The 25,337-nt window shown below is 70.9% G+C and carries 22 protein-coding genes and 1 pseudogene; 10 read left to right on the top strand and 13 right to left on the bottom strand.

The genetic code is table 11. The features are described 5' to 3' along the window. A partial coding sequence (locus tag HUX53_RS40645) for a GntR family transcriptional regulator (protein WP_176401586.1) occupies positions 1-257 on the bottom strand: 257 nt, incomplete at its 3' end. A 113-nt stretch (positions 258-370) separates the two neighbouring features. On the opposite strand from HUX53_RS40645, the gene HUX53_RS02715 reads away from it, so the two are divergent. The 3 genes from HUX53_RS02715 to HUX53_RS02705 all read left to right on the top strand — a co-directional run bounded on the left by HUX53_RS02715 (position 371) and on the right by HUX53_RS02705 (position 4,919). Continuing rightward, complete coding sequence (locus HUX53_RS02715) at positions 371-2,011, top strand: fumarate hydratase (protein ID WP_176401585.1); 1,641 nt, start codon at positions 371-373, stop codon at positions 2,009-2,011. Positions 2,012-2,163: 152 nt separating this feature from the next. Further along, positions 2,164-3,438 (top strand): serine/threonine-protein kinase, encoded by a 1,275-nt coding sequence (locus HUX53_RS02710; protein ID WP_176401584.1) that lies wholly within the window; start codon positions 2,164-2,166, stop codon positions 3,436-3,438. Positions 3,439-3,518: 80 nt separating this feature from the next. After that, entirely contained in the window at positions 3,519-4,919 is a 1,401-nt protein-coding gene (locus tag HUX53_RS02705) for an aspartate ammonia-lyase (protein WP_176401583.1), read from the top strand. A gap of 54 nt (positions 4,920-4,973) precedes the next feature. Here the strand turns inward: HUX53_RS02705 and HUX53_RS02700 are convergent, their stop codons facing one another. The 4 genes from HUX53_RS02700 to HUX53_RS02685 form a co-directional block, all read right to left on the bottom strand. Then, entirely contained in the window at positions 4,974-5,912 is a 939-nt protein-coding gene (locus tag HUX53_RS02700) for a lytic transglycosylase domain-containing protein (RefSeq protein ID WP_176401582.1), read from the bottom strand. A gap of 445 nt (positions 5,913-6,357) precedes the next feature. After that, the gene (locus HUX53_RS02695) at positions 6,358-7,695 is read right to left on the bottom strand and encodes a PhoH family protein (protein ID WP_176401595.1); all 1,338 of its coding nucleotides are present in this window, start codon (positions 7,693-7,695) and stop codon (positions 6,358-6,360) included. Between the two features lie 105 nt (positions 7,696-7,800). Continuing rightward, on the bottom strand, positions 7,801-8,688 hold the full coding sequence (locus HUX53_RS02690; RefSeq protein ID WP_255204853.1) for an isoprenyl transferase: 888 nt from the start codon (positions 8,686-8,688) through the stop codon (positions 7,801-7,803). A gap of 158 nt (positions 8,689-8,846) precedes the next feature. Continuing rightward, complete coding sequence (locus HUX53_RS02685) at positions 8,847-9,368, bottom strand: hypothetical protein (protein WP_176401581.1); 522 nt, start codon at positions 9,366-9,368, stop codon at positions 8,847-8,849. Between the two features lie 116 nt (positions 9,369-9,484). Between HUX53_RS02685 and HUX53_RS02680 the strand changes: the two genes are divergently transcribed. After that, entirely contained in the window at positions 9,485-11,641 is a 2,157-nt protein-coding gene (locus HUX53_RS02680; protein ID WP_217919001.1) for a DHA2 family efflux MFS transporter permease subunit, read from the top strand. A 13-nt stretch (positions 11,642-11,654) separates the two neighbouring features. Here the strand turns inward: HUX53_RS02680 and HUX53_RS02670 are convergent, their stop codons facing one another. Continuing rightward, positions 11,655-12,839: a C40 family peptidase gene (locus HUX53_RS02670; RefSeq protein WP_176401580.1), complete on the bottom strand. Its 1,185-nt coding sequence runs from the start codon at positions 12,837-12,839 to the stop codon at positions 11,655-11,657. Positions 12,840-13,057: 218 nt separating this feature from the next. Next, positions 13,058-15,064: pseudogene (locus HUX53_RS02665) on the bottom strand (thioredoxin domain-containing protein). Positions 15,065-15,174: 110 nt separating this feature from the next. On the opposite strand from HUX53_RS02665, the gene HUX53_RS02660 reads away from it, so the two are divergent. After that, positions 15,175-16,707, top strand: coding sequence for a recombinase family protein (locus tag HUX53_RS02660; RefSeq protein ID WP_176401579.1), 1,533 nt, complete (start codon positions 15,175-15,177; stop codon positions 16,705-16,707). Here the strand turns inward: HUX53_RS02660 and HUX53_RS02655 are convergent. Together HUX53_RS02655 and HUX53_RS02650 are read right to left on the bottom strand one after the other, a co-directional pair. Continuing rightward, on the bottom strand, positions 16,700-18,055 hold the full coding sequence (locus HUX53_RS02655) for an NAD(P)/FAD-dependent oxidoreductase (RefSeq protein ID WP_176401578.1): 1,356 nt from the start codon (positions 18,053-18,055) through the stop codon (positions 16,700-16,702). The two genes, HUX53_RS02660 and HUX53_RS02655, sit on opposite strands and share 8 nt — an antisense overlap. A 4-nt stretch (positions 18,056-18,059) precedes the next feature. Then, entirely contained in the window at positions 18,060-19,016 is a 957-nt protein-coding gene (locus HUX53_RS02650; protein ID WP_176401577.1) for a ribonuclease Z, read from the bottom strand. A gap of 79 nt (positions 19,017-19,095) precedes the next feature. Here HUX53_RS02650 and HUX53_RS02645 point away from each other — a divergent pair, with 79 nt between their 5' ends. Beyond that, on the top strand, positions 19,096-19,572 hold the full coding sequence (locus tag HUX53_RS02645; RefSeq protein WP_176401576.1) for a pyridoxamine 5'-phosphate oxidase family protein: 477 nt from the start codon (positions 19,096-19,098) through the stop codon (positions 19,570-19,572). Here HUX53_RS02645 and HUX53_RS02640 read toward each other — a convergent pair. Genes HUX53_RS02640 through mca form a run of 3 tightly spaced genes read right to left on the bottom strand, consistent with a single transcriptional unit; the run spans position 19,569 to position 21,269 of the window. Continuing rightward, on the bottom strand, positions 19,569-20,129 hold the full coding sequence (locus HUX53_RS02640; protein ID WP_176401575.1) for a tetratricopeptide repeat protein: 561 nt from the start codon (positions 20,127-20,129) through the stop codon (positions 19,569-19,571). The genes HUX53_RS02645 and HUX53_RS02640 overlap by 4 nt on opposite strands. Before the next feature lie 43 nt (positions 20,130-20,172). Then, a complete protein-coding gene (locus HUX53_RS02635; RefSeq protein ID WP_176401574.1) occupies positions 20,173-20,406 on the bottom strand; it encodes a hypothetical protein in 234 nt (77 codons plus the stop codon). After that, the gene (gene mca, locus HUX53_RS02630; RefSeq protein ID WP_176401592.1) at positions 20,406-21,269 is read right to left on the bottom strand and encodes a mycothiol conjugate amidase Mca; all 864 of its coding nucleotides are present in this window, start codon (positions 21,267-21,269) and stop codon (positions 20,406-20,408) included. Before mca ends, HUX53_RS02635 begins: the two co-directional genes overlap by 1 nt. Before the next feature lie 178 nt (positions 21,270-21,447). On the opposite strand from mca, the gene HUX53_RS02625 reads away from it, so the two are divergent. After that, the gene (locus HUX53_RS02625; RefSeq protein ID WP_176401573.1) at positions 21,448-21,831 is read left to right on the top strand and encodes a DUF4307 domain-containing protein; all 384 of its coding nucleotides are present in this window, start codon (positions 21,448-21,450) and stop codon (positions 21,829-21,831) included. Positions 21,832-21,986: 155 nt separating this feature from the next. Next, positions 21,987-22,487 (top strand): transcription elongation factor GreA, encoded by a 501-nt coding sequence (gene greA, locus HUX53_RS02620; RefSeq protein WP_176401572.1) that lies wholly within the window; start codon positions 21,987-21,989, stop codon positions 22,485-22,487. Positions 22,488-22,666: 179 nt separating this feature from the next. Here the strand turns inward: greA and HUX53_RS02615 are convergent, their stop codons facing one another. Then, positions 22,667-23,146 carry an Lrp/AsnC family transcriptional regulator gene (locus tag HUX53_RS02615; protein WP_176401571.1) on the bottom strand — a complete coding sequence of 160 codons (480 nt, stop codon included), beginning with the start codon at positions 23,144-23,146 and terminating at the stop codon, positions 22,667-22,669. A 128-nt stretch (positions 23,147-23,274) separates the two neighbouring features. Between HUX53_RS02615 and hppD the strand changes: the two genes are divergently transcribed. Both hppD and HUX53_RS02605 read left to right on the top strand, forming a co-directional pair. Next, positions 23,275-24,366 carry a 4-hydroxyphenylpyruvate dioxygenase gene (hppD, locus tag HUX53_RS02610; protein ID WP_176401570.1) on the top strand — a complete coding sequence of 364 codons (1,092 nt, stop codon included), beginning with the start codon at positions 23,275-23,277 and terminating at the stop codon, positions 24,364-24,366. 95 nt (positions 24,367-24,461) lie between these two features. Beyond that, on the top strand, positions 24,462-25,268 hold the full coding sequence (locus HUX53_RS02605) for an RDD family protein (RefSeq protein ID WP_176401569.1): 807 nt from the start codon (positions 24,462-24,464) through the stop codon (positions 25,266-25,268). Positions 25,269-25,337: the final 69 nt, after the last annotated feature.

Here is a 25,337-nt window from a genome sequence, read left to right as displayed (position 1 = left end):
GGCAGATGGGTATAAGGGCCAGCGATCCGGGGGCGGTCGCCGCGCCGGGCGATCAGGAAGCCCTCGGCGGTGAGCTGCTCGTAGGCGGTGACGACGACGCCCCGCGAGACGTCCAGGTCGCGCGCCAGGTCACGGCTCGACGGCAGCCGGGTCCCGGCGGTCAGCCGGCCGGCGCGCACGGCCGCGCGGAAGCCGGCGGCGATCTGCGCCGCCAGCCGCCCGGCGGACCGGTCCAAGGGAAGGTGAAGGTCGGTCACACCACACTCAGCGCCGGGAGGCGGCAGGTGTGTCACCACCCGGTGAGCCGGTGAACGGCGACCCGTACCCTGTGAGGCGGCCCCCATCGGAATCGCGCGAGGATCTGCCTGAGATGCCTGAGTTCTCCTACACCGACCTGCTGCCGCTCGGCGCGGACGAGACCGACTACCGGCTGCTGACCTCTGAGGGCGTGTCCACGTTCGACGCGAACGGGCGGACCTTCCTCCAGGTCGAGCCGGAGGCGCTGCGGCTGCTCACCGAGACCGCCATGCGCGACATCGCGCACCTGCTGCGTCCGGCGCACCTCGCGCAGCTCCGCCGGATCCTGGACGACCCCGAGGCGTCCCCCAACGACCGGTTCGTGGCACTGGACCTGCTGAAGAACGCGGGCATCGCGTCCGGCGGCGTCCTGCCCATGTGCCAGGACACCGGCACCGCGATCGTGATGGGCAAGCGCGGCCAGCACGTCCTGACGGACGGGAGCGACGAGGAGCACATCTCGCGCGGTGTGTACGACGCGTACACGAAGCTGAACCTGCGCTACTCGCAGATGGCGCCGGTCACGATGTGGGACGAGAAGAACACCGGCGACAACCTGCCCGCGCAGATCGAGCTGTACGCGGCGCCGGGCGACGCCTACAAGTTCCTGTTCATGGCCAAGGGCGGCGGCAGCGCGAACAAGTCGTTCCTGTACCAGGAGACCAAGGCCGTCCTGAACCCGAAGCGGATGATGACCTTCCTGGAGGAGAAGATCCGCTCGCTGGGGACGGCCGCGTGCCCGCCGTACCACCTGGCGATCGTGGTGGGCGGGACGTCCGCCGAGTACGCGCTGAAGACCGCCAAGTACGCGTCGGCGCACTACCTGGACACGATGCCGTCCGAGGGCTCGCCGCTGGGCCACGGCTTCCGCGACCTGGAGCTGGAGCTCCAGGTGTTCGAGCTGACGCAGAAGCTCGGCATCGGCGCGCAGTTCGGCGGCAAGTACTTCTGCCACGACGTGCGGGTGATCCGGCTGCCGCGGCACGGCGCGTCCTGCCCGGTGGCGATCGCGGTGTCGTGCAGCGCCGACCGGCAGGCCCAGGCCAAGATCACGGCGGAGGGCGTGTTCCTGGAGCGGCTGGAGACCGATCCGGCGCAGTACCTGCCCGAGACGACCGACGAGCACCTGGACGAGGGCGTCGTACAGATCGACCTGAACCGGCCGATGGCGGAGATCCGGGCCGAGCTGTCCAAGTACCCGGTGAAGACGCGGCTGTCGCTGACCGGCCCGCTCGTCGTGGCCCGCGACATCGCGCACGCCAAGATCAAGGAGCGGCTGGACGCGGGCGAGCCGATGCCGCAGTACCTGCGCGACCACGCCGTCTACTACGCGGGGCCCGCCAAAACGCCGGAGGGCTACGCGTCCGGGTCGTTCGGCCCGACGACGGCCGGGCGGATGGACTCCTACGTCGAGCAGTTCCAGGCCGCCGGCGGGTCGCTGGTCATGCTGGCCAAGGGCAACCGGTCCAAGCAGGTCACCGACGCGTGCAAGGAGCACGGCGGGTTCTACCTCGGCTCGATCGGCGGCCCCGCCGCCCGCCTCGCCCAGGACTGCATCAGGAAGGTCGAGGTCCTGGAATATCCGGAACTCGGGATGGAGGCCGTCTGGAAGATCGAGGTCGAGGACTTCCCGGCGTTCATCGTGGTCGACGACAAGGGCGAGGATTTCTTCGCCGACACCACCGGACCCGTCCTCAGCATCGGCCGGCGCTGACGTTCCGTAGCGGCCGGACAACCCCCGCGGAGGGCCTTCGAGGGCCTTCCCGCGGGGGTTTCTCGTCGGTAGGTCACAGTATTGGGCCAAAAATTTGGTTCCTGCTGAGGTCTCCCCGATGACCGGCTGGCCACTCCGGTATCTTTTCCGCCATGTCACAGTCAGAGCGCCTCGTTCTAGCGACGCGCTACCGGCTGGTCTCGGAAATAGGTCAGGGTGCCAACGGCACCGTCTGGAGAGGGCATGACGAGCTCCTCGATCGCTCGGTGGCGATCAAAGAGCTGCGGCTCCCCGAGGACCTCTCCGAGGACGACCGGGTGGTCTTCTACCGCCGTACTCTGCGGGAGGCGCGCGCGCCTGCTCAGCTGCGCACGCACTCCATCGTCGAGGTGTACGACGTCGTCATCGAGCAGGGCCGGCCCTGGATCGTGATGGAGATGATCGAGGCGCCCAGCCTCGAACAGCTCATCGAACGATCGGGTCCGCTGCCCGCCGAACGCGTCGCGCACATCGGCCGCGCCCTGCTGGACGCGCTGAACGTCGCGCACAAGGCCGGGATAGTGCACCGCGACCTCAAGCCCAGCAACGTGCTGCTGGACGGCGACCGGGTGGTGCTGACGGACTTCGGGCTCGCGTTCTCGTCCGGTTCGGCGAGCCTGACGAAGACGGGCCACTTCATGGGCTCGCCCGCGTACGTGGCGCCCGAGGTCGCCGCCGGGGAGAAGGCCACCCCCCGGTCCGACCTGTGGTCGCTCGGCGCGACGCTGTACGCCGCGCTGGAGGGCCGCCCGCCGTTCGAGCGCGAGAACGTGATGGCGACGCTGTCCGCGCTGGCGAACGAGTCGACCCCGGCACTGCAGAACGGGGGCGCGCTCACGCCCGTCATCACCGGGCTGCTGGAGAAGAACCCGACCCGCCGGCTCAGCCACGCGCGCGCGGTCGACCGGCTGGAGCGCGCCGTCACCGCCACGCCGTCCAGCCGCCGGCCGGCGACGCCCCGGTACCGCGTGATGGCCGTGATCGCGCTCGTCGGCGCGACCGTCGCGTCCTGCGGGATCGGCGCGACCGCGCTCATCGTCGGCATGATGCGGGAGAGCCCCGGCGCGTCCCCCACGGCCGCCGTCACCGCCACGCCGTCCAGCCCGGCGGGCTCCGCCCAGACCTCCGCGCCGCCCGGCGTCGACTCCAGCACGCTGGTCGTGCGGGCGCGCACCGACGAGTGCCGGATCTTCGTGTCGGTGCCGGGCGACACGATCACCGTGCTCACCGACGAGTCGCTGCACCAGGGCGACCTGCGGCAGTACGACCAGCCGCGGCTCAACGCGGTGATCTACGACGCGTCCGCCTGCGACGTGTGGGTGAACGGCGAGGAGGAGCCGGCCGGCAAGGCCAAGGAGCGCAAGAACTACACCTTGAACAAGGAGTGAGAAGCCCCACCCCCGGGAATGCGTGAGTCGCCTGGCGGGCTGCCATGAAGGACGGCCGACGATCGCAGCGGGAGGGTTCCATGTCCGAGCAGGGGTTCCGGGTCGAGCACGACTCCATGGGCGAGGTGCGGGTGCCCGCCGCGGCCAAATGGGCGGCGCAGACGCAGCGCGCGGTGGAGAACTTCCCGATCTCCGGGCGAGGGCTGGAGTCCGCGCACATCGCCGCGCTCGGCCAGATCAAGGCCGCCGCGGCGACGGTCAACGCCGAACTCGGCGTGCTCGACAAGGACCTCGCCGGCGCGATCACCGAGGCCGCCCAGGAGGTCGCGGACGGACGGTGGGACGACCAGTTCCCCATCGACGTGTTCCAGACCGGGTCGGGGACGTCGTCGAACATGAACACGAACGAGGTCGTGGCGACGCTGGCGCAGGAGCGGCTCGGCCGTCCCGTCCATCCCAACGACCACGTGAACGCCTCCCAGTCGTCCAATGACGTGTTCCCGTCGTCCATCCACATCGCGGCGACCGGGGCCGTCCTGAACGACCTGATCCCCGCGCTGCGGCATCTGGAGGCCGCGCTGGCGCGCAAGGCCGAGGAGTTCCGGGCCGTGGTGAAGTCGGGCCGCACGCACCTGATGGACGCGACGCCGGTGACGCTCGGCCAGGAGTTCGGCGGCTACGCGGCGCAGGTGGGGCACGGCGTGGAGCGGCTGGAGGCCGTCCTGCCTCGGCTCGCGGAGCTGCCGCTCGGCGGGACGGCGGTCGGCACCGGCATCAACACGCCCGAGGGCTTCGCCGCCCGCGTCATCGCGGAGATCGCCCGCGTCACCGGGCTGCCGCTGACCGAGGCCCGCGACCACTTCGAGGCGCAGGGCGCGCGGGACGGCCTGGTCGAGGCGAGCGGCGCGCTCCGCACGGTCGCGGTGAGCCTCATCAAGATCGTCAACGATCTGCGCTGGATGGGGTCCGGGCCGCGCGCCGGGCTCGCCGAGATCCGGCTGCCCGACCTGCAGCCCGGCTCGTCCATCATGCCGGGGAAGGTGAACCCGGTGATCCCGGAGGCGGTGGCGCAGGTCGCCGCGCAGGTGATCGGGAACGACGCGGCGGTCGCGTTCGGCGGCGCGTCCGGCAACTTCGAGCTGAACGTGATGCTGCCGATGCTGGCCCGCAACGTGCTGGAGTCGATCACCCTGCTGGCGAACGCGTCGCGGCTGCTCGCGGACCGCTGCGTGGCCGGCATCGAGGCCGACGAGGGCCGGATGCGCGAGTACGCCGAGTCGTCACCGTCGATCGTGACGCCGCTGAACCGCTACATCGGCTACGAGGAGGCGGCGAAGGTCGCCAAGCAGGCGCTCGCCGAGCGTCGGACGATCCGCGAGGTAGTCCTCGAACGCGGCTACGTGGACGAGGGCAAGCTGACCGCCGAGCAGCTCGACGCGGCGCTCGACGTGCTCGGGATGACCAATTCGTCCGATAAGTGATGGCCGAGCGCGTCCCAGCGGCCCTGTGGGCGCCGGGACGCGCCGGACCGTGGCTCAGTACCAGCCGGCCGACTGGAAGTGCGACCAGCCGCCGCAGGGCGTCTTGTAGCGGTCCTTGATGTAGCCGAGGCCCCACTTGATCTGCGTGGTGGCGTTGTTGCGCCAGTCGGGGCCGGCGCTGGACATCTTGGAGCCGGGCAGCGCCTGCGGGATGCCGTACGCGCCCGAGGGGTTGGCCGCGTGGGTGTTCCAGCCGCTCTCCCGGTCCCACAGCTTCACCAGGCAGCCGAACTGGCCGTCGCCGGTGAACCCGAAGCTCGGCATGAGCTTCTTGGCGATCTCCTGCGCCTCGCCCTTCGGCACCGGGTCGCCGACCGGGGCGCCGCCACCGCTGCCGCCGCCGTCGTCGTCCTTCTTCTTCTCGGGCGTCTTGGTCGGGATCGGCTCACCCTTGGGGTGGATGGACGGCCCCTTGCCGCTGTCCTCGCGGGTCGCGCGGGAGGCGCGTTCGAGGGCCAGCTCCTTGCGCTGCTGCTCCAGGACCTTCGGGTCGACCTTGGGCGCGGCGTCCGCCACCTTCCTGGTCGGCGAGACGGTCGCGGCGCTGTCGCCGGAGTCGCCGGAACCGCCGGTCAGCGCGAACGCGGCGACCGCGCCGCCGCCGATCACGACGGCGGCGCCGGCGGCGACCGCGACGATCCGCATGCCGTTGCGCCTGCCCGAACCGCCCTTGCCGTGCGGCGAGCGCCGGTTGGACGCGATCTCGTCGTGCGGCTCCTCGCCGGAGACGCCGGTGCGCATCGGCTCGGGCGGCATGGCGCGGAAGCCGAGCGTGTCGCCGGCGGGGGCACCGGCCGCGGCACGGTCGGTGCCGGCGACCCGCACATCGTCCTCGTGCGGCGCGGACGCCTCCGACACGATCGGCTGCGGCGCGGTCTCCCGCGGAGCCGATGCCGGGGACTGCGCCGGGGACGGCGGTGTGAAGGCCGCCATCGCGTCGGCGACGGGGGCCGGGTGGTTCGAGTTCTGTCGTTCGTCTCGCCTAGGGGACCCGGGATGGTCTCCGTACAAGGCGGTCCTTCCGACGGTCGCACGCGCATGGACGCGCGCACGAGCTGGTGTCACCCCCGGACCGGTCGGCCTGGCACCGCCCGGGGCGTGCTTACGGGGACACACAATGCCGGAGCCTGCGGGCCGCTGCGCAACCGAAACGAGACAAATGCGGCCGGTGGGATCCTTGTCAACTCCCCGGACGAACCGCCGAAACCCCGGACCGGCCTGCGTTTCTCCACCAACGCGGGCAACGCTGTGACCTTAATCACAATTCAACGGTACGAGGTTTCGTGATCACGTTCTGTAGGGAATGGAGCAGGGTGTTCTGAGACAAGAAACCCCGGCGGCCCGCACCAGGTCCGCCGGGGTTTCGACGCGTCTCCCGCTACGCCCCCACGTCACCGAGCATGTCGGTGACCAGCTCGGCGATCGGCGACCGCTCCGACCTGGTCAGCGTCACGTGCGCGAACAGCGGGTGGCCCTTCAAACGTTCCACCACGGCCGCGACGCCGTCGTGCCGCCCCACCCGCAGGTTGTCGCGCTGCGCCACGTCGTGGGTCAGCACGACCCGCGACCCGGAGCCGATCCGCGACAGGACGGTCAGCAGCACGCCGCGCTCCAGCGACTGCGCCTCGTCCACGATCACGAACGCGTCGTGCAGCGACCGGCCGCGGATGTGCGTGAGCGGCAGCACCTCCAGCATGTCGCGGTCCACGACCTCCTCGATGACCTCGGGCGTCGTCACCGCCGACAGCGTGTCGTAGACGGCCTGCGCCCACGGCGACATCTTCTCGTTCTCCGAGCCGGGCAGGTAGCCGAGCTCCTGGCCGCCGACCGCGTACAGCGGGCGGAACACCACGACCTTGCGGTGCCGGCGCCGCTCCATGACGGCCTCCAGCCCGGCGCACAGCGCGAGCGCCGACTTGCCCGTGCCGGCTCGCCCGCCGAGCGAGACGATGCCGACGTCCTCGTCCATCAGCAGGTCGAGCGCGATCCGCTGCTCGGCGGACCGGCCGCGCAGCCCGAACACCTCGCGGTCGCCGCGCACCAGCTTCACCGACTTGTCCGGCAGCGTCCGGCCGAGCGCGGAGCCGCGCTCCGACAGCAGCCGCAGCCCCGTGTGGCAGGGCAGGTCCCGCGCCTCCTCCAGGTCGGCGCGCCCCGACTCGTACAGCTCCTCGACGGGCCCGGCGGGCACCTCCAGCTCCCGCATCCCGGTCCAGCCGGACTCCACGACGGCCAGCTCCGCCCGGTACTCCTCGGCGGCGAGCCCGACCGCGGACGCCTTCACCCGCATCGGCAGGTCCTTGGAGACGAGCACGACGTCCCGCCCCTCGTGCGCGAGCCAGCCCGCCACCGACAGGATCCGGGTGTCGTTGTCGCCGAGCCGGAACCCGTCCGGCAGCACGCTCGGGTCGGAGTGGTTCAGCTCGACGCGGAGCGTGCCGCCCTGGTCGCCGTGCGGCCCCTCGACGGACACGGCCTCGTCCAGCCGGCCGTGCCGCAGCCGCAGGTCGTCCAGCGTGCGCAGCGCCTGCCGGGCGAAGTACCCGAGCTCTGGGTGGTGGCGCTTGGCCTCCAGCTCGGAGATGACGACGATGGGGAGTACGACCTCGTGCTCGGCGAACCGGGTCAGCGCCCCGGGGTCGGCGAGCAGGACGCTGGTGTCGAGGACGTACGTGCGCCGCTCCGGGACCTGGGCCCCGGAGGTGTTCCCGGACATGCCGGGACGGCGCGGGGAGGATGTGGCCACTCGATCTCCCTGACTATGGGGAACCAACCGGTGGCGCGCAGGTCCGCCGCAGGGGCGGTGGTCCGCGTGGGACGGTCAGGTACCGTAGCGCCGGTGCCGCGCGGCGTAGGAGCGCATGGCCCGGAGGAAGTCGACCTTGCGGAAGTCCGGCCAATGGACTTCGCAGAAGTAGAACTCCGAGTGGGCGCTCTGCCAGAGCATGAAGCCGGAGAGACGCTGCTCCCCCGAGGTGCGGATGACCAGGTCCGGATCCGGCTGGCCGCGCGTGTAGAGATGCTCCGCGATGTGCTCCACGTCGAGGGACTCGGCGAGTTCCTCGATGCTGGTGCCCCGGCTCGCCTGCTCGATGAGCAGTGAGCGCACCGCATCAGCGATCTCACGTCTACCTCCATACCCAACCGCGACGTTCACAATCAGGCCGGGAGCGCCGGATGTGGTCTCACCCGCATCTTTAAGGACACGCGCGGTCTTATCGGGCAGCAGGTCGAGGGCGCCGACGGGCTTCACATGCCAGCCGTCGGCGGCGAGCTTGCCGACGGTGTTCTCGATGATCTCCAGCAGCGGCGCCAGCTCGGCCGCGGGCCGGTTCAGGTTGTCGGTGGACAGCAGCCACAGCGTGACGACCTCGACGCCGGCCTCCGCGCTCCACTGCAGCAGCTCGGAGATCTTCTGCGCGCCGCGCTGGTGCCCGGTGTTGACGTCCGCCAGCCCCATCGACCTGGCCCAGCGCCGGTTCCCGTCCAGTATCACGCCGACGTGCCGGGGCGTGACGTCGGTCGGCAGGTCGGCCTCGACCCGGCGCTCGTAGAGCCGGTAGACGACGTCGCGGAAGGCCGCGTACGGGCCGCTGCGGCGGACGGCCGACACGAGCCGGCCGCCCTCGGCGGGGCGGCGGCGCGCGCCCTCGCTCCGCCCGCCGCGCAGCTTCGCGATGCGCGGCATTCCCGTACGCCGAACCCCCATATGGGCTTCCCTTCGAGCGACCCGTCCCTGGCGGGAGGACGCTCAATTATGGCCCGCCCGCGACACTTGTCCCGCCGTTTCGGTGGGGTCAGGGTAATGCGGAGGACGGCCCGGAAGGGACGGCCGGCCTGCTTCGGCCTGGCCGGCGTACGGGGGCGTCAGGCCGTCGGACCTGCGGCGCGGGCGCGTTCGACGTGCTGCAGCGCGGTGCGCAGTTCGGCGAGCCACGCGTCGGTGTTCTTGCCGACCAGCCGGACGCACCAGGCGAGCGCGTCGCTGCGGCTGCGCGCGACGCCGGCGTCCACGAGCGTGTCCAGGACGCGGCGCTCGGGCTGCCGCAGCCGGGTCATGACCGGCACCGACAGGTGGGTGAACATCTCCAGCTCGCCGTCGCAGTCGACGCCCCAGGAGACCTTGTAGCCGAACCGCTGCTCGGCCTCGCGGGCGATGCCGATGCGCCGCTCGCGGGTCTCCTCGCGGAACCGCTGGACGTGCCCGGCGATCTTTCCGGCCCGTTCCGCGCCCGACACCGCCTCGGCGCCCTGCGGCAGGGGCAGCCGGCCGACGATGCTCGCCTCCTCGCGGTCGAGGACGACCTCGGGGGCGCCGTCGAACCACTCGTCCGGAAGCCGCCCGGAGAACCAGCCGCGCAGCTCCTCGGCCGCTTCACTCGTAGTCATGTAATCAAAATTACAGCTCCACACTCCACTACGCCAGCCCGTCGCCACGTTTGACATTCACCATCTTTTGAGAGCTACTCTCATTTCATAGTGAAACTCATTTGGAGGTGACCGCCATGGCGGTGGGACACGCCCGGCGCTGGATCGGGCTCGGCGCGCTGTCGCTGTGCATGCTGGCGCTCGGGTTCGACATGACGATCCTCAACGTGGCGCTGACCACGCTGTCGGAGGACCTGCACGCGAGCACCAGCGAGCTGCAGTGGATCGTGGACTCCTACCTGCTGGTCTTCGGCGCGCTGCTGCTGCCGGCCGGGCTGCTCGGCGACCGGTTCGGCCGCAAGTGGCTGCTGCTGACCGGCCTCGGGATCTTCGGCGCCGCCTCGCTCGCCGGGGCGCTCGCCGGCGGCACCGGCGGCCTCATCGCGGCCCGCGCGTTCATGGGGGTCGGCGCGGCGATCGTCCTGCCGCTGTCCATGTCCATGCTCCCGGCCGTCTTCCCGCCGGAGGAGCGGACCAGGGCGGTCGCGATCTGGTCGGCCGCCAACGCGCTCGGGCTGCCGCTCGGCCCGCTGCTCGGCGGCTGGCTGCTCGACAACTTCTGGTGGGGCTCGATCTTCCTGATCAACGTCCCCGTCGTCGTGGTCGGCGGCATCGCGGTCGCGCTCCTGCTGCCCGAGACGCGCGACCCGGCCGCCCCGCGCGTCGACATGACCGGCTCACTGCTGTCAATGGCGGGCCTCGTCGCGCTGGTGTACGGGGTCATCGAGGGTCCGGTGCGCGGCTGGTCCGACCCCGTCGTGCTCGTCTCGTTCGCCGCCGCCGCGCTCGTCCTCACCGGGTTCGTGCTGTGGGAGCGGCGGGCGGCTGAGCCGATGCTGAACATGGCGCTGTTCCGCGACAACGCGTTCGTGTGGGCGATGGTCGCCGCCGTGACCGCGAACCTGATGCTGGGCGGGATCCTGTTCGTCCTGCCGCAGTACCTGCAGGCCGTCCAGGGCGCGGACGTGTTCGACACCGGGCTGCGGCTGATCCCGATGCTGCTCGGCCTGATGGCGGGCGCGGTCGCCACCGACCGGGTCGCCGGCCGCGCCGAGCACAAGCCGATCATCGTGACGGGCCTGCTGGTGCTGGCGGCCGGCTTCGGCTGGGGCATGCTCAGCGCCGCCGGCGACGGCTACGCCGCCACCGTGCCGTGGCTGGTCGTCATCGGCGTCGGCTCCGGCCTCACGCTGATCCCGGCGATGGACGCGGTGCTCGCCGCGCTCCCCGCCGACCAGGCCGGCCGCGGGTCCGGGCTCGTCCAGGCGCTCCGGCAGACCGGCGGCACCCTCGGCGTCGCCGGCCTCGGCAGCGTCCTGTCCGCGATCTACCGCGACCGCGTCTCCACTGGCGACCTGCCCGCGGACGCCGCCGACCGACCCGCGAGTCGGCCGGCGGCGCCGTCGCCGTCGCCGACCGCCTGCACGACGGCGCGCTGCTCGCCTCGGCACGGGACGCCTACGTCCATGGCATGGACGCGGTGCTCGGCGCCTGCGGGGCCGCCGCGGTCGCCGCCGCCGTCCTGCTGTGGCTCTTCATGCCGCGCCGCGCGGCGGGGGATGCGGCACCCGCCGCCGATGTCCGAGAATCGGACCATGAGCACGTCGTCCCCTGAGCACGCCATCGACCGGATGGAAGACCGGCTCTCCCGCCTCCCGCTGCGGGAGCGCAAGAAGCTGCGGACCCGGAGGGCGATCCAGGACCACGCCCTCCGGCTCTTCAGCGAGCACGGCTACGACGCGACGACGGTCGAGCAGATCGCGGCGGCGGCGGAGATCTCGCCGAGCACGTTCTTCCGCTACTTCCCCACCAAGGAAGACGTCGTGGTCACCGACGAGTACGACCCGATCATGGCGGAGGTCATCCGCGACCAGCCGCCCGAGCTGACCCCGCTGGACGCGCTGCGCGCCATGCTCCGGGAGATGCTGCCGCAGCTGTACGCGGACGACCTGGAGGTCATCCGGATGCGGCTGCAGCTCACCGCCGACGTCCCCGCCCTGCGTGCCCGCACGTTCGAGTCGATGCGCGGCACCTTCGAGCTGCTGAGCGAGGCGATCGGCGAGCGCACCGGGCGGGCCGCCGACGACTCGGACGTGGAGGCGTTCAGCTGGGCGGTCCTCGGCGTCATGCAGGCCGCGCTGTACCGGCTGATCGACGGCAAGGTCACCTACGAGGAGCTCCCGGACCTGCTGGACCGCAACCTGGACTTCCTCGCCCGCGGCTGCCCGCTGTAGGTCAGCCGCGCCGTCAGCCGCCGATGGCGGCGGCGACCTTGGCGGCCGTCTTCGGGCTCACCCGGACGGCGCCGCGCATGTTGCGGGTGTAGACCTTCTGGACCTGCACCACGGTGCCCCGGCGCGGCGCGGCGATCATCTTGCCGTCGCCCAGGTAGAGGGCGATGTGCGAGATGTAGCCGGGCGCGGTCGGGTCGTTCGCCCAGATGAGCATGTCGCCCGGCTCGGCCTTGCTGTAGGGGATCACCCAGCCGACGCGGGCCTGGTCGGCGGCGACGCGCGGCAGCCTGATGCCCGCCTTGGCGAACGCGAACTGCATCAGGCCGGAGCAGTCGTAACCGCCCTCGGCCTCGGACTCGCCGCCCCACACGTACGGCCAGCCGAGCCGCGTGCCCGCCGCCTTGATCACCGTCCGCACCTGCTGCGCGGTCATCACCTGGCCGTTGGACGCGGGAACGTCCCCGGCCTCCGGGAAGTCGATCTCCGGGTTGACCGCGACGGCCTTCGCCTGCTTCGGCAGGACCTTGCGCAGCTTCTTGATGAACGTCTTCGGCTCGCTCTTCGGGACGCTGATCAGCATCGCGTTGCCGCTCGGCATCCCGAGCGCCTGCGCGGTGGTGTGCGAGATGACCGCGTCGACGTCGCTGATGCCCATCGTCGCGTAGGCGCCGACGCGCAGCTGCGACTGGTGCTGCTTGCCGCCGGTGGGGACCTGGCTGCCGAGCTTGACGCCGCCGTCGCTGCCCATCGTGAACGAGATCGCCACGTCGCCGGACGCCAGGTTGCGCCAGAGCGCGTCCGACTTGGCGGTCGGCTTCGGCGTGTAGTTGCGGAACGTGGACGGGTTCACGCCCATCAGCCCGACCCGCTTGCCCGCGACCATGCCCTGCACGGCGTCCACGACCTCGACGCCCTTCACACCCTTGGCGCCGCGGACCTTCTGGACGAGGTCGGCCGGCAGCGTCGACGGGGCCGCCACCAGGACGTGCGGTTCGAGCCGCTTGCCGAGCGGTGCGACCGCCGTGGGCGACAGGCCGGTGCTGCCGGACGCGGCCACGTACCGGGCGCGCTTCTCGTCCGGCCGCGTGTCGGCGGGGCCGTCGTCGTGCGCGACGAGGACGGCCACGTTGGCGGCGAGGGTCGTCAGCACCGAAACGCCGATGATCGTCGGTAGGATCCGGCGGTTCGGCTTTCCCACTGCCACACTCCTCGATGGTCGCCCTGCGCCCTGACCGGTTCGCTGACCGTCCCCGGGACACGACTATGACTCAGTGGGACGGCCACCGTCCAGATACCCGGCCCCGCCGTCCGGCACCCTCGCCCGCCGCACCCCATCGGGTCAGTTCCGGCTCGGCTACTCAGTAGTAACACAAAGCCTGAACGAGACCAAGGTCACGTTGCCACAAAAGTGGACCATCAGTCCAATTGCCCACGTAGTTCGCGGTTCAGGTCGGCCTGGGTCGTCACCGGGAGGCGGCACACGAACCCGCGGCACACGTACGCGGCCGGCACCTCGTCCACCAGTCCGCGCCCCTCCAGGAGCGGGACGCCCTCCGCGTCCGGCGGGCCGACGCTCACCACCGCGCCCGGCGCGACCGACATGAGGGCCGTCCGGTGCAGCGCCTTCGTCCGCTCGTCGGCCGGGTCGCCGATCACGGCGATCTCCACCGGACCGGTCGCGTGCGCCTCCGCCACGGCCAGCCCCCAGCCCGCGAACCGCGCGTGCTCGCGGGCGAGCGTCCCGGCCGGGGCCAGCGCCGCCTCGGCGGCCTGCCGGTGCCAGTCCGAGCCGGTGAGCGCCGCGAACGACAGCAGCGCACCCGCCGCCGCGAACTGCCCGGACGGTGTCGCGTTGTCGGTCGGGTCCTGCGGGCGCCGGAACAGCCGCTCCGCATCGTCGGCCGTGTCGTAGAAGCCGCCGCCGCCGTCCGCGAACCGTTCGAGGACGGTGTTCAGCAGCTCGCCGGCCAGCCGCACGTGACGCGGGTCGCCGGTGACGGCGTGCAGTGCGATCAGCCCCTCGGCCACGTCGGCGTAGTCCTCCAGGACACCCGAGTTGGCGCCCGCCACGCCGTCCTTGGACGTCCGCGTCAGCCGCCCGTCGCGCTCGTGGACGTCCACCAGCAGCCGCGCCACCTCCTCGGCCGCCCGAACGAGATCCGGCCGGTCGAACAGAGCACCGCACTCGGCCAACGCAGCAACGGCAAGCCCGTTCCACGCGGCAACGACCTTGTCGTCCCGCGCCGGAGGAATCCTGTGCGCGCGCGCCGACAACAGTGCCGTCCGCACACGCTCGTACCGTTCAACGTCATCGGGGTCGCTCAGAAGCTGCAGAACCGACGTCCCATGCTCGAACGTCCCCGTCACCTCAAACAGGCTCTCCGCAAACGCGCCATCGTCTTCCCCGAGCACTTCACGCAACTGCCCCGGCGTCCACACGTAATACTTGCCCTCAACGCCTTCACTATCAGCGTCCAGAGCCGACGCAAGGCCACCCTCGTTCGTGCGCAGGTCGCGCAGCATCCAGTCGCACGTCTCCAGCGCGATCCGCCGCGCGAACGGCGTCCCGCTGAGCCGCCACCAGTGCGCGTAGACCCGCGCCAGCAGCGCGTTGTCGTAGAGCATCTTCTCGAAGTGCGGAACGACCCACCCCGCGTCCACCGAGTACCGCGCGAACCCGCCGCCGAGCTGGTCGTACATCCCGCCCCGGGCCATCGCCTCCAGGGTGTGCGACGCCATCGCGAGCGACTCACCGTCCCCCGTCCGCGCGTGGTGCCGCAGCAGGAACTCCAGCGCCATCGACGGCGGGAACTTGGGCGCGCCCCCGAACCCGCCGCGCGCCGCGTCGTAGGACCCGGCGAGCACCTTCACCGCGTGCGCGAGCATCTCCTCGCCGGGCACCTGCGTCCCGGCCAGCCCCGACCCCCGCGAACTGAGCGCCGCGACGACCTGCTGCCCCTGCCCGACCACCTCGTCGCGCTGCTCCGTCCACGCCTTGTGGACGGCCTGCAGCAGCGCCTGGAACTGCGTGCGCGGAAAGTACGTCCCGCAGTAGAACGGATGCCCCTCCGGGGTCATGAACACCGTCATCGGCCACCCGCCCTGGCCCGTCATGGCCTGGGTCGCCTCCATGTAGACGGCGTCGATGTCGGGCCGCTCCTCCCGATCCACCTTGATGTTCACGAACAGTTCGTTCATGACCCGCGCGGTCTCACCGTCCTCAAAGGACTGATGAGCCATCACATGACACCAGTGAGGTCAGCGGAGCTACCAGTGGCAGGATGCGTACCCTACTGAGAGCAGTATGGGCACGTCCCGCCGCTTTGCCTCCGCGATCGCCTCCTCTCCCCATTCCCACCAGTCGACCGGATTGGTGGCGTGCTGAAGGAGATAGGGCGACGTAGCTTGAGCTAGTCGATTCACCCCTCCAGCCTCTCATACGCCCTGCAGCCCCTCGCGATCACCCACTGCGAACTGTCCGACCCGGACCGTAACCTCCGACTCGTGCCCGCAGGCCGACCCCCGGAGGAGACATGAACCCCACCAGGCTCTCTCTCGTCGCGTATGCGCGGATCAGCGACCTTTCGGGGAAACGGCGGACGCTCGCCAGTGTGCTCGGCGTGGAGGCTCAGCACACCGCTTGCGAGGCGATGGCGCGTGACGCGGGGGCCATCGTGATCAAGCGGTACACGGACAACGACAGGTCGGCGAGCCGCGGCGAGCACCGGCCCGGCTTCGAGGCGATGCTCGCCGACATGCACCACGGCCGCACCGCCGATGGCGAGCCCGTCCAAGGCGTAATCACGGTGGACGTCGACCGGATCTACAAGACACCGGCTCAGTGGGAACGCTTCGTGACCGCCTTTCGCGCCGCCCCCGGACGCCTCTTCATGGATTGGCGGGGACAGCGCGACCTGTACGCCCCAGACGCGGAGGAGTCCGGCCTGCAGGACGTGTCAACGGTGATGCGTGAGAACTCGAGGCGCAGTGACCGGACGCGACGATGGCACGCCGCGCAGGCGCAGCGGGGAATCGCGCATACGGGCGGACGGACCTTCGGCTATCGCCCCGTTCCGGGATCCCCCGGCACCATCGAGGTCGTTCCGGAGGAGGCCGCGGTCATCCGCGAGGCCGTGGCAGCCTGCGTAGAGGGTCGTCCCTGGGGCTCGATCACACAGATCTTCACAGGCTCGGGCATCCCCACCGAGAACGGCGGCCCTTGGCGAACTCAGACCGTCAAGCAGATCATCTCCAGCCCGCGCCTCGCCGGACTGCGGATGCTCGACGGCCTGATCGTCACCGACCAGGCCGGCGAACCCGTTCTCGGCTCGTGGGAGCCCATCGTCAGCCCGTCCGAGTGGGCGGCCGTCCGGGAACGGCACGCACCGCGCCACCGGGCTCCAGGCGGCCGGAGCCGCGCCGGCAGGGGACGCACACCGCGCAAGTACCTGCTCTCCGGGTTTCTCCTCTGCGGCCGCGAGGTGGACGGAGGGCTCTGCAGATGCGTCATGTCAGGCTGTGCCACCAAGGCCGGTCAATCCACGTACCGGTACGCATGCCGCCCGAGGAGCGACGGCGGATGCGGCGGCAGCGCCGTACGAGGCGAGTGGATGGACCGCGAGGTGGCCGACCTCGTCCTCGGCGTGCTCGCCGCCGGACGGCCAGGCGTCCTGAAGCAGCCCGCGTGGAGCCGAGCCCGAGAGCTCAACGCCATCCAGGGCAGGCTGGACGAACTCCGGACACGGCAGCGGCTGGGAGACATCACGGAGACGCTGTTCCGGCAGCGGGCGACCGTCCTCAGCGAAATCCTCGACGACCTTCTGGCGGAGAAGCGGGCTTGGGAGGCGGTCGAGGCATGCTTCAACGATGACGGGCCCGAAAGACTCCGACGCTGGGAGATGCGTCCGAACGAAGGCGGTTACGGCCTTCGTCAAAGACGGGCGCTCGTTGCGGAGGTCCTTACATCGGTCCTTGTCTTCCCGGCGGGCCGTGGAACGAGACGCCGGCGCGGGGAGGGCTACCTACCGATTCTCAAGGACGGCCTGACAGGGAGGCAGGTCACGTGAGGTCGGCGAGGGCGGTTTCGATGGCTCGGTGGAAGGTGGGGTAGGCGTACATCATGTCGCGGAGGGTGGTGGTGGGGGTTTCGGTGTGGACGGCGACCGCGAGGAAGCCGAGGACCTCGCCGGCGGACGGGCCGACGGCGGTGGCGCCGACCAGGGTGCCCCATTCGGTGTTCTCGACGAGTTTGATGAAGCCGTCGTTGCCGACCTTGTGGATCCAGCCGCGGGCCGACTCGGGGATTTTCGCCATGCCGGTGCGGATCGGGAGGTTCTGATCGCGGGCCTGGGCCTCGGTCAAACCGACGGAGGCTATTTCCGGGTCGGTGAAGGTGACGCGGGGGACGGCTCGGTAGGCGGCGGGTGAGCCCTCCTCGCCGAGGATGTCGCGGACGGCGATGGCCGCCTGGTACATGGAGACGTGCGTGAACGCGCCCATGCCGGTGATGTCGCCGATCGCCCACACGCCGTCGGCGGCGCGCATGTGGCCGTCGACTGAGATGCTTCGGGCGTTCTCGTCCAGGCCGATGTGGTCGAGGCCGAGGCCCTTCAGGTTGGGGCGGCGGCCGGTCGCGATGAGGAGGCGGTCGGCGGTGAGGGTCTCGTCGCCGAGGTGCATGGTGAATTCGTTGTTCTCGTGGGTGACGGCGGTGACGTTCGCGCCGGTGCGGACGCCTATGCCTTCGCGTTCGAAGACTTCCTTGATGAGGGCGCTCGACTCGGGTTCCTCGTTGGAGAGGAGGCGGTCGCCCGCTTCGACGATGGTGACGCGGCTGCCGAAGCGGGAGAAGACCTGCGCCATCTCGGCGCCGACGACGCCTCCGCCGAGGACGAGGAGTGAGGCGGGGGCCTCGGTGGCCTGGACGGCTTCGCGGTTCGTCCAGAACGGGGTGTCCGCGAGGCCGTCGATGGGCGGGGCCGTGGGAGCCGTGCCGGTGTTGAGGACGATGCCGCGGCGGGCGTGGAAGACCTGGTCGTTGACGGTGACCTCGTTGGGAGCGGTGATGCGGCCCTCGCCGCGGACGAGTGTCGCGCCCTTGCCGGTGAGGCGGTCGGCGGCGACCTTGTCGTCCCACGAGTCGGTCGCCTCTTCGCGGATGCGGGTGGCGACCGGCGCCCAGTCCGGGGTGACCGTCGCTCCGCCTGCCATTCCGGGGATGCGGCGGGCCTCTTCGAGCAGCCCGGCCGCGCGCACCATCATCTTGGTGGGGACGCAGGCGTAGTACGGGCATTCCCCGCCGACCAGCCGGGACTCCACCGCGACGACGGAAAGGCCCGCTTCCGCCAGTCTCCCGGCGGCGTCCTCTCCGCCGGGGCCCAGACCGATCACCACGACATCGCACTCGTCAGCCATGCCGTCAATCCTCCCCCCGTTGCGGCTCGGTCAGTCGGCGCGGCGGCATCGGGATCCGGTCGAGGTCGTGGACGAGCGTGATCTCGCCGCCGAACACGGCGGACGCCTCGTCCACGTAGCGGTGCTCGTCCGCGGCGGGGTACCGCTCGGAGAAGTGGGTCAGGACGAGGTGCCGGACGCCCGCCTCCGCCGCGGCCGCGCCCGCCTGCGCCGCCGTCAGGTGCCCGTACTCGGCGGCCAGCGCGGCGTCCTCGTGCAGGAACGTCGACTCGATGACGAGCATGTCGACGCCGCCGGCCAGTTCGCGGACGCCGTCGCACAGCCGGGTGTCCATGACGAACGCGACCTTCTGCCCCGGACGGGGCACGCTGCATTCGTCGAGGGTGACCGTGCGGCCGTCCGGGGCGGTGACCCGGCCGTCCTCCTGGAGCCGCCGGATCATCGGCCCGCGGACGCCCCGCGCGGCGAGTTCGGCGGGCAGCATGGTGCGGCCGTCCGGTTCCTCCAGCCGGTACCCGTACGCCTCGACGGGGTGCGACAGCCGCCGCGCGACCAGGGTGAACGGGGCGTCGCCGGTGTCGAGCGGCATCCGCTCGCCGGACACGGGCCGCTCGCGGATCACGCCGGTGTCGTGGAAGGCGGTCGCGTGCCGCAGCCGCTCCCAGTAGCGCCGCCCGCTCGCCGGGAACGCCGCGTCCACCGGGTGCTCGACGCCGTCGCGGGCGATGCGCTGGACGATGCCGGGCACGCCGAGGCAGTGGTCGCCGTGGAAGTGCGTCACGCAGATCCAGGTGACGTCGTTCGCGGAGACCCCGGCGCGCGACATCTGCCGCTGCGTCCCCTCGCCCGGGTCGAACAGCACGCCGTGCCCGTCCCAGCGCAGCAGGTAGCCGTTGTGGTTGCGGGCCTTGGTGGGCACCGCGCTGGCGGACCCGAGAACGGTCAGATCGCGAACCGACATCCCCCCATGGTGCCGGGTGCGGAAGCATGCAAGCGCTTGGTTATTCTGTGCGCGATACAGGCGAGCCAGGGAGGCCCCGTTGGCCGGGAGCAAGCGCGACAAGATCAAGATGACGCCGGACGAGGTGGACGCCTACCTCGCGGACAACTTCAAGGTCCAGATCGCGACCGTCGGCAAGGACGGCGAGCCGCACCTCGTCACGATGTTCTACACGCTGCTCGACGGCAAGATCGCCTTCACCACGTACAAGGCGTCGCAGAAGGTGCTGAACCTGCGCCGCAACCCCACGATGACCTGCCTGGTCGAGGACGGCGTCGAGTACGGCGAGTTGCGCGGCGTCGCCCTCTACGGGCGCGGCCTCGTCATCGAGGACCCGAAACCGCGCAGCAAGGTCGGCATGGTCGTCGGGTCCCGCATGGCCGGCCTGCCCGTCCCGAAGATCGGCGAGCCGATCGACCCGGTGATCGCCGAGGGCATCGAGCAGGCCATCTCCAAGCGCGTCCTCATCGTCATGGAGCCCGACCGCATCGTCAGCTGGGACCACCGCAAGGCCTAGCCGGGATCGGCGTCCCGGACGAGGTCGGTGGCGCGGATCAGGGCCGCCGTCTCGGCGGCGTGGTCGGCTCGCTGGTGAGCGGCGTCGGCGATGTGGACGAACATGGCCGCCTGCTCGTCGCGCGTGCCGTGCTTCCGCAGGATCTCCAGCGCCTGGCCGAAGAAGTTGGTGGCCGCGACCGGGCGCCGCGCGCGCAGGTGCGCCTCGCCCAGGGTCGTCAGGGCGCGGGCGCGGTGGTGGTCGTCCGGATCGGGGAGGGCGGCGAACTCGTCCGGGAGCGGGCCGAGCAGTTCGATGGCGCGGTCCAGGTCGTCCGTCCTGATGAGGGTGCGGGCGAGGTCGTGGCGTGCCACCAGGATCGCGCGCTGGTCGCCGTCGTCCTCCGCCCGGCCGAGGTGCTCCCGCATGACCTCGGCGGCCTGCGACCAGCGTTCGCGGTCCAGCAGGGCCGCGGCCTGGGGGTCGTCGACCGCGGTCTCCGGGGTGAGGGCGCGGTCCAGGCGCCGGCGGAGATCGGCCTCGTCGCCCGGGGAGGCGTCCTCGAAGTTCGCGCACACGACGAGGGTCCTCCCCGGACGCGGCCCGATCGAACCGGACGGCTCAGGCGTCGTCGCCGGGGCTCTTCGCCGCCGCGGCGTCCTTCTCCTGCTGGGCGCGCTCCCACGCCTGCTGCTTCAGGTCCTCCTCGCTGGGCGCCTGGATCTTCTTCATCTGCTTGCTCATGGAGCGGATCAGGAAGACCGTCGCGACCAGGAGGGCGAGGAAGACCACGAAGCCGAGCACGCCGGGCGTGACCGTGTCGTCGTTCAGCGGCATGGCGTAGAGGGGAGGCATTACAGACACACCTTCTCCCGGATGCCGGCGAACAGGTCGTCCTCCGGCACCTCGGTGTCGACGAGGGACCTGGCCAAATGGTAGTCCTCGGTCGGCCATGCCTCGCGCTGGACGTCCATCGGGACGACGAACCAGAACCCGTTGGGGTCGATCTGGGTGGCGTGGGCGAGGAGGGCGCGGTCCCTGGTCTCGAAGTGGTCGGCGCACGGGACGCGGGTCGTCACGTCCCACTTGGCGCGCTTCTCGCTCTCCTCGTCGAAGCGCTTGATCCAGTCGTGGTAGGGCGACTCCAGGCCGGCCTGCTCCATCGCGGCATGGAGAGCGAGGATGCGCTCCTTGTTGAAGGTCAGGTGGTAGTAGAGCTTGAGCGGCTGCCAGGGCTCGCCCGCGCCCGGGTAGCGCTCCGGGTCGCCCGCGGCCTCGAACGCCTCCACCGACACCTCGTGGCACTTCACGTGGTCGGGGTGGGGGTAGCCGCCCTTCTCGTCGTAGGTGAGCATCACGTGCGGGCGGAACTCGCGGACGGCGCGCACCAGCGGCTCGGTCGCGGTCTCCAGCGGCTCCAGCGCGAAGCAGCCGTCCGGCAGCGGCGGCAGCGGGTCGCCCTCCGGGAACCCGGAGTCGACGAAGCCGAGCCAGCGCTGCTGGACGCCGAGGATCTCCCGCGCCCGCGCCATCTCCGCCTCGCGCACCTTGCCGATGCCGGCCTTGACCTCCGGCCGGTCCATCGCGGGGTTCAGGATGTCGCCGCGCTCCCCGCCCGTGCAGGTGACGACGAGGACCTCGACGCCGTCCGCGACGTACTTCGCCATCGTGGCCGCGCCCTTGCTGGACTCGTCGTCGGGGTGGGCGTGCACCGCCATGAGCCGCAGCGGGTGCTCGCCGCCGCCGCACGGCCGGTCGAGCGTCGTACCGTCGATGACCTCGGACACGGATCTTCCTCTCCGGACTCTCTTGGCGCCCCCCCGGTTCGAGGCATGCGCCGGCACAGACGAGAATTGTCCCTGACAACGTCCGCACACCGCACGGAGATTCCCCGCCATGACGACGAGCGTGTCGAAACCAGCGGCGCCCGCCGAGCCCCGGCGCGGCCGCGCCGGGATGGTGATCGCCGGCCTGCTGGCCGCGCTGATGGCGGCCGGCATCGGGATTCTCGCCGCGCACGCCGGGCAGACTCCCGGGATCGTCCCGCAGACCGTCTCCTACGACATCACCGACACCAGCGTGACGATCAACTACACGGTGGCCAAGGGGACGGACGACGAGGTCCGCTGCACGGTGGACGCCTACGACACCGACTTCGTGGTCCTGGCGAAGAAGGAGGTCTCCGTCCCGGCCGGGAAGTCCGGCATCAAGGGGACGGAGACGCTGACGACGCCGCGCCGCGCGACCGGGGCCCGCATCGGCGACTGCCGCACGGTGTAGGACGAACGATTGGCGGATTGCGGACGCCGAGTTCAGGGAACCTTTACCCGCACACACCGGATAGGCTAGAGGTTTCACCCGGCCGCACTTCATGTCGATGTGACACCCACCCGCGTGGGCGGGTGAGGATCGCAACATGTGGATGAGGAGTACCCGTGACCGAGACCCGCGCTGACAACGTCACCTGGCTGACCCAGGAGGCGTACGACCGGCTCAAGGCTGAGCTGGACCATTTGTCGGGCCCGGGCCGCATCGAGATCGCTCAGAAGATCGAGGCGGCGCGGGAGGAGGGCGACCTGCGCGAGAACGGCGGCTACCACGCGGCCAAGGAGGAACAGGGCAAGATCGAGGGCCGCATCCTCCAACTCCAGGCCATCCTGGAGAACGCGCGCGTCGGCGAGGCTCCGCGCACCGAGGGGGTCGTCGGCCCCGGCATGACCGTCACGGTCTCCTTCGAAGGGGACGACGAGGAGGTCACCTTCCTGCTCGCCTCCCGCGAGGAGGTCGGCGCCCCCATCGACGTCTACTCGCCCAAGTCGCCCCTCGGCGCCGCCATCGACGGCAAGAAGGTCGGCGACAAGGCCAGCTACACCCTCCCCAACGGCCGCTCCATGACGGTGGAGATCCTCGACGCGACGCCCTACGGCGCCGCCTGAGACAGTGACCTCGGCAAGCGCGGGCAGACGGTTCTACGCGACGCCCTTGCGACCCGGCGAACCCATGGGGAAGGCGGCCTCTCCCTAGCGCACCGAGCAATACGCGCGGGATGGTGGTTTTACGCGGCGCCCGTTGCGGTTCAGACGCCTCCAGGCGGATGAACCGCAACGGGCGCCGCTCATTGGTCCTCTTCCTTGGCGGCGGCGCGCACCAGGGGAAGGGTGCGGTAGGGGATCTGGTTGGCCAGGGAGATCACTGAGGAGGCGCGTTCGACGCCTCCGACGTCCACGATCTCGTCGATGACGCGTTGCAGGTCGGTGTTGCTGCGGGCGACGATGCGGCACAGCATGTCGCCGGGGCCCGTGATGGTGTGCGCCTCGATCACCTCGGGGACCTGGGCGAGGCGCGCGGCGACCGGGTCGTGGCCGCCCGCCTGACGCAGTTGCAGGGTGACGAACGCGGTCACGCCGTAGCCGAGGGCGGCCGGGTCGATCTCCGGGCCGAAGCCGGCGACGACGCCGTCCCGGGCGAGCCGGTCGAGCCGCGCCTGGACGGTGCCGCGCGCGACGCCGAGCCGGCGGGACGCCTCCAGCACGCCGACGCGCGGCTCGGCGGTGAACATCCCGATCAGCCGCGCGTCCAGTTCGTCGATCGCCACGACACCTCCACGTGACCGTGGTCACCATGTACAGGAATACCGGTCGGTACCCGAGTTCACTGTACAGATTGCCCAGCGATTCACGCGACCCTTGCGCACCTTGTAGCCGTATGCCGAGATTAGTGGGCATGGATGAGTTTCCGGTCAAGGGTATGGACGCCGTCGTCTTCGCCGTCGGCAACGCCAAGCAGGCCGCCCACTACTACTCGACCGCGTTCGGGATGCGCAGGGTCGCCTACCGGGGCCCGGAGAACGGCAGCCCCGACGAGGCGGTGCACGTGCTGGAGTCGGGCGGCGCCCGGTTCGTGTTCCGCGGCCCGGTGAAGGCGGGCACGGAGATCGGCCGGCACATCGCCGCGCACGGCGACGGGGTCGTCGACCTCGCGATCGAGGTCCCGGACGTGGAGCACGCCTACCGGCACGCGGTCGCGAAGGGCGCGAAGGGCTTGGAGGAGCCGCACGTCCTGGAGGACGAGCACGGCAAGGTGACCATCGCGGCGATCGCCACCTACGGCGAGACACGGCACTCGCTGGTCGACCGCTCCAACTACACCGGCCCCTACCTGCCGGGGTTCGCGCCCGCCGACCCCATCGTGGACGGGCCGGAGAAGCGGTACTTCCAGGCCATCGACCACTGCGTCGGCAACGTCGAGCGCATGGACGAGTGGGCCGACTTCTACCACCGCGTCATGGGCTTCACCGACATGGCGGAGTTCATCGGCGACGACATCGCGACGGAGTACTCGGCGCTGATGTCCAAGGTCGTCGCGGACGGCACCCGCAAGGTGAAGTTCCCGCTGAACGAGCCCGCGGAGAGCGCGCGCAAGTCGCAGATCGACGAGTACCTGGAGTTCTACGGCAGTCCGGGCGTGCAGCACATCGCGCTCGCCACGAACGACATCCTGGCGTCGGTCGACCGGATGCGCGCCGCCGGCGTCGAGTTCCTGGAGAGCCCCGACTCCTACTACCAGGACGCCGAACTGCGCGAGCGGATCGGTGAGGTGCGGGTACCGATCGAGGAGCTGCAGAAGCGCCGCATCCTGGTCGACCGGGACGAGGACGGCTACCTGCTGCAGATCTTCACCAAGCCCGTCCAGGACCGTCCGACCGTGTTCTTCGAGCTGATCGAGCGGCACGGCTCGCTCGGCTTCGGCAAGGGCAACTTCAAGGCCCTGTTCGAGGCGATCGAGCGGGAGCAGGAGCGCCGCGGCAACCTGTGACGGCCGGTGACTCGGGGGCCCGGCCTCGGACGCGCGTCCGGGGCCGGGCTTTTCCGTGACCTGGGCGTGGCCGGTAGCGGGCACACTGTGGGGGCATGAGTGAACCCCCTCAGAACCCCCGGCCTTCGGACGACGATCAGGCGACCCCCGATCCTCAGCAACCGTCCGCCGAACGTCCGCCGCCCTTCCAGGGGACGTACGGCTCCCAGCCCGGCCAGACCCCGCCTCCGCAGGCGGCCCAGTACGGGCAGCCCGGTCCGCCCCAGTACAACCAGCCGCTGCCCCAGGCGCCGCCGCTGCCCGGTTACGGCGCGCCCGGCGGCCCGCAGGACGCGCCGGCCGGACGTCTCGCCCGGCTAGGCGCGGGCATTCTGGACAGCGTCGTCCTCAGCATCGTGGCCATCCCGGCGGCGCTGGTCTCCATCCGCTGGGACAGGTTCATGGACGCCGCAGAGTCCGGCGAGCCGATCACCGACCCGATGGACATGTACAACATCCCGGTGCTGCTGATCGGGTACGCGGTCGTCTTCGTGCTGGGCTTCGGGTACTTCACCGTCCTGCACGCCAAGTTCGGCCAGACGCTCGGCAAGAAGGCGTTCAGCATCCGGGTGGTGAAGGCGTCCGACCGGTCCGCGGTGACGTGGGGCCAGGCGGTCGCCCGGCAGGCGTTCGTCTATGCCATCACCATCGTCACGGTGGTGCTCAACTTCGTCACACCCGCCGCGGGCATCCTCGGACTCGTCGGCCTGCTCGACAACGCCTGGATCCTGTGGGACGAGCGGCGCCAGGCCTTGCACGACAAGGTGGCGGGCACCGTGGTGATGAAGGCGACGCCGTGGACGCCGAACCCGTACGCGCGGACGTCCGGGCGGGAGCAGGCCGGCGGCCCCGGCAAAGTTTGATCACCGGCAGGCGAACATTTCGGGCACTCCCGGACGCGGCGATGTTTGGACGGCGGTGGCGCGGCCACG

This window comes from Actinomadura sp. BRA 177 (assembly GCF_013372625.1).
Taxonomy (GTDB): domain Bacteria; phylum Actinomycetota; class Actinomycetes; order Streptosporangiales; family Streptosporangiaceae; genus Spirillospora.
Note: the sequence above shows the minus strand (reverse complement) of the source record. Positions and strands in the feature narration are given on the sequence as shown.

Excerpts from the sequence above, each read along its gene's own strand:
- HUX53_RS02715 (WP_176401585.1), top strand. The coding sequence starts at position 371 with ATGCCTGAGTTCTCCTACACCGACCTGCTGCCGCTCGGCGCGGACGAG.
- HUX53_RS02710 (WP_176401584.1), top strand. The coding sequence starts at position 2,164 with ATGTCACAGTCAGAGCGCCTCGTTCTAGCGACGCGCTACCGGCTGGTC.
- HUX53_RS02705 (WP_176401583.1), top strand. The coding sequence starts at position 3,519 with ATGTCCGAGCAGGGGTTCCGGGTCGAGCACGACTCCATGGGCGAGGTG.
- HUX53_RS02700 (WP_176401582.1), bottom strand. The coding sequence starts at position 5,912 with ATGGCGGCCTTCACACCGCCGTCCCCGGCGCAGTCCCCGGCATCGGCT.
- HUX53_RS02695 (WP_176401595.1), bottom strand. The coding sequence starts at position 7,695 with ATGTCCGGGAACACCTCCGGGGCCCAGGTCCCGGAGCGGCGCACGTAC.
- HUX53_RS02690 (WP_255204853.1), bottom strand. The coding sequence starts at position 8,688 with ATGGGGGTTCGGCGTACGGGAATGCCGCGCATCGCGAAGCTGCGCGGC.
- HUX53_RS02685 (WP_176401581.1), bottom strand. The coding sequence starts at position 9,368 with ATGACTACGAGTGAAGCGGCCGAGGAGCTGCGCGGCTGGTTCTCCGGG.
- HUX53_RS02680 (WP_217919001.1), top strand. The coding sequence starts at position 9,485 with ATGGCGGTGGGACACGCCCGGCGCTGGATCGGGCTCGGCGCGCTGTCG.
- HUX53_RS02660 (WP_176401579.1), top strand. The coding sequence starts at position 15,175 with ATGAACCCCACCAGGCTCTCTCTCGTCGCGTATGCGCGGATCAGCGAC.
- HUX53_RS02655 (WP_176401578.1), bottom strand. The coding sequence starts at position 18,055 with ATGGCTGACGAGTGCGATGTCGTGGTGATCGGTCTGGGCCCCGGCGGA.
- HUX53_RS02650 (WP_176401577.1), bottom strand. The coding sequence starts at position 19,016 with ATGTCGGTTCGCGATCTGACCGTTCTCGGGTCCGCCAGCGCGGTGCCC.
- HUX53_RS02635 (WP_176401574.1), bottom strand. The coding sequence starts at position 20,406 with ATGCCTCCCCTCTACGCCATGCCGCTGAACGACGACACGGTCACGCCC.
- mca (WP_176401592.1), bottom strand. The coding sequence starts at position 21,269 with ATGGCGGTGCACGCCCACCCCGACGACGAGTCCAGCAAGGGCGCGGCC.
- HUX53_RS02625 (WP_176401573.1), top strand. The coding sequence starts at position 21,448 with ATGACGACGAGCGTGTCGAAACCAGCGGCGCCCGCCGAGCCCCGGCGC.
- hppD (WP_176401570.1), top strand. The coding sequence starts at position 23,275 with ATGGATGAGTTTCCGGTCAAGGGTATGGACGCCGTCGTCTTCGCCGTC.
- HUX53_RS02605 (WP_176401569.1), top strand. The coding sequence starts at position 24,462 with ATGAGTGAACCCCCTCAGAACCCCCGGCCTTCGGACGACGATCAGGCG.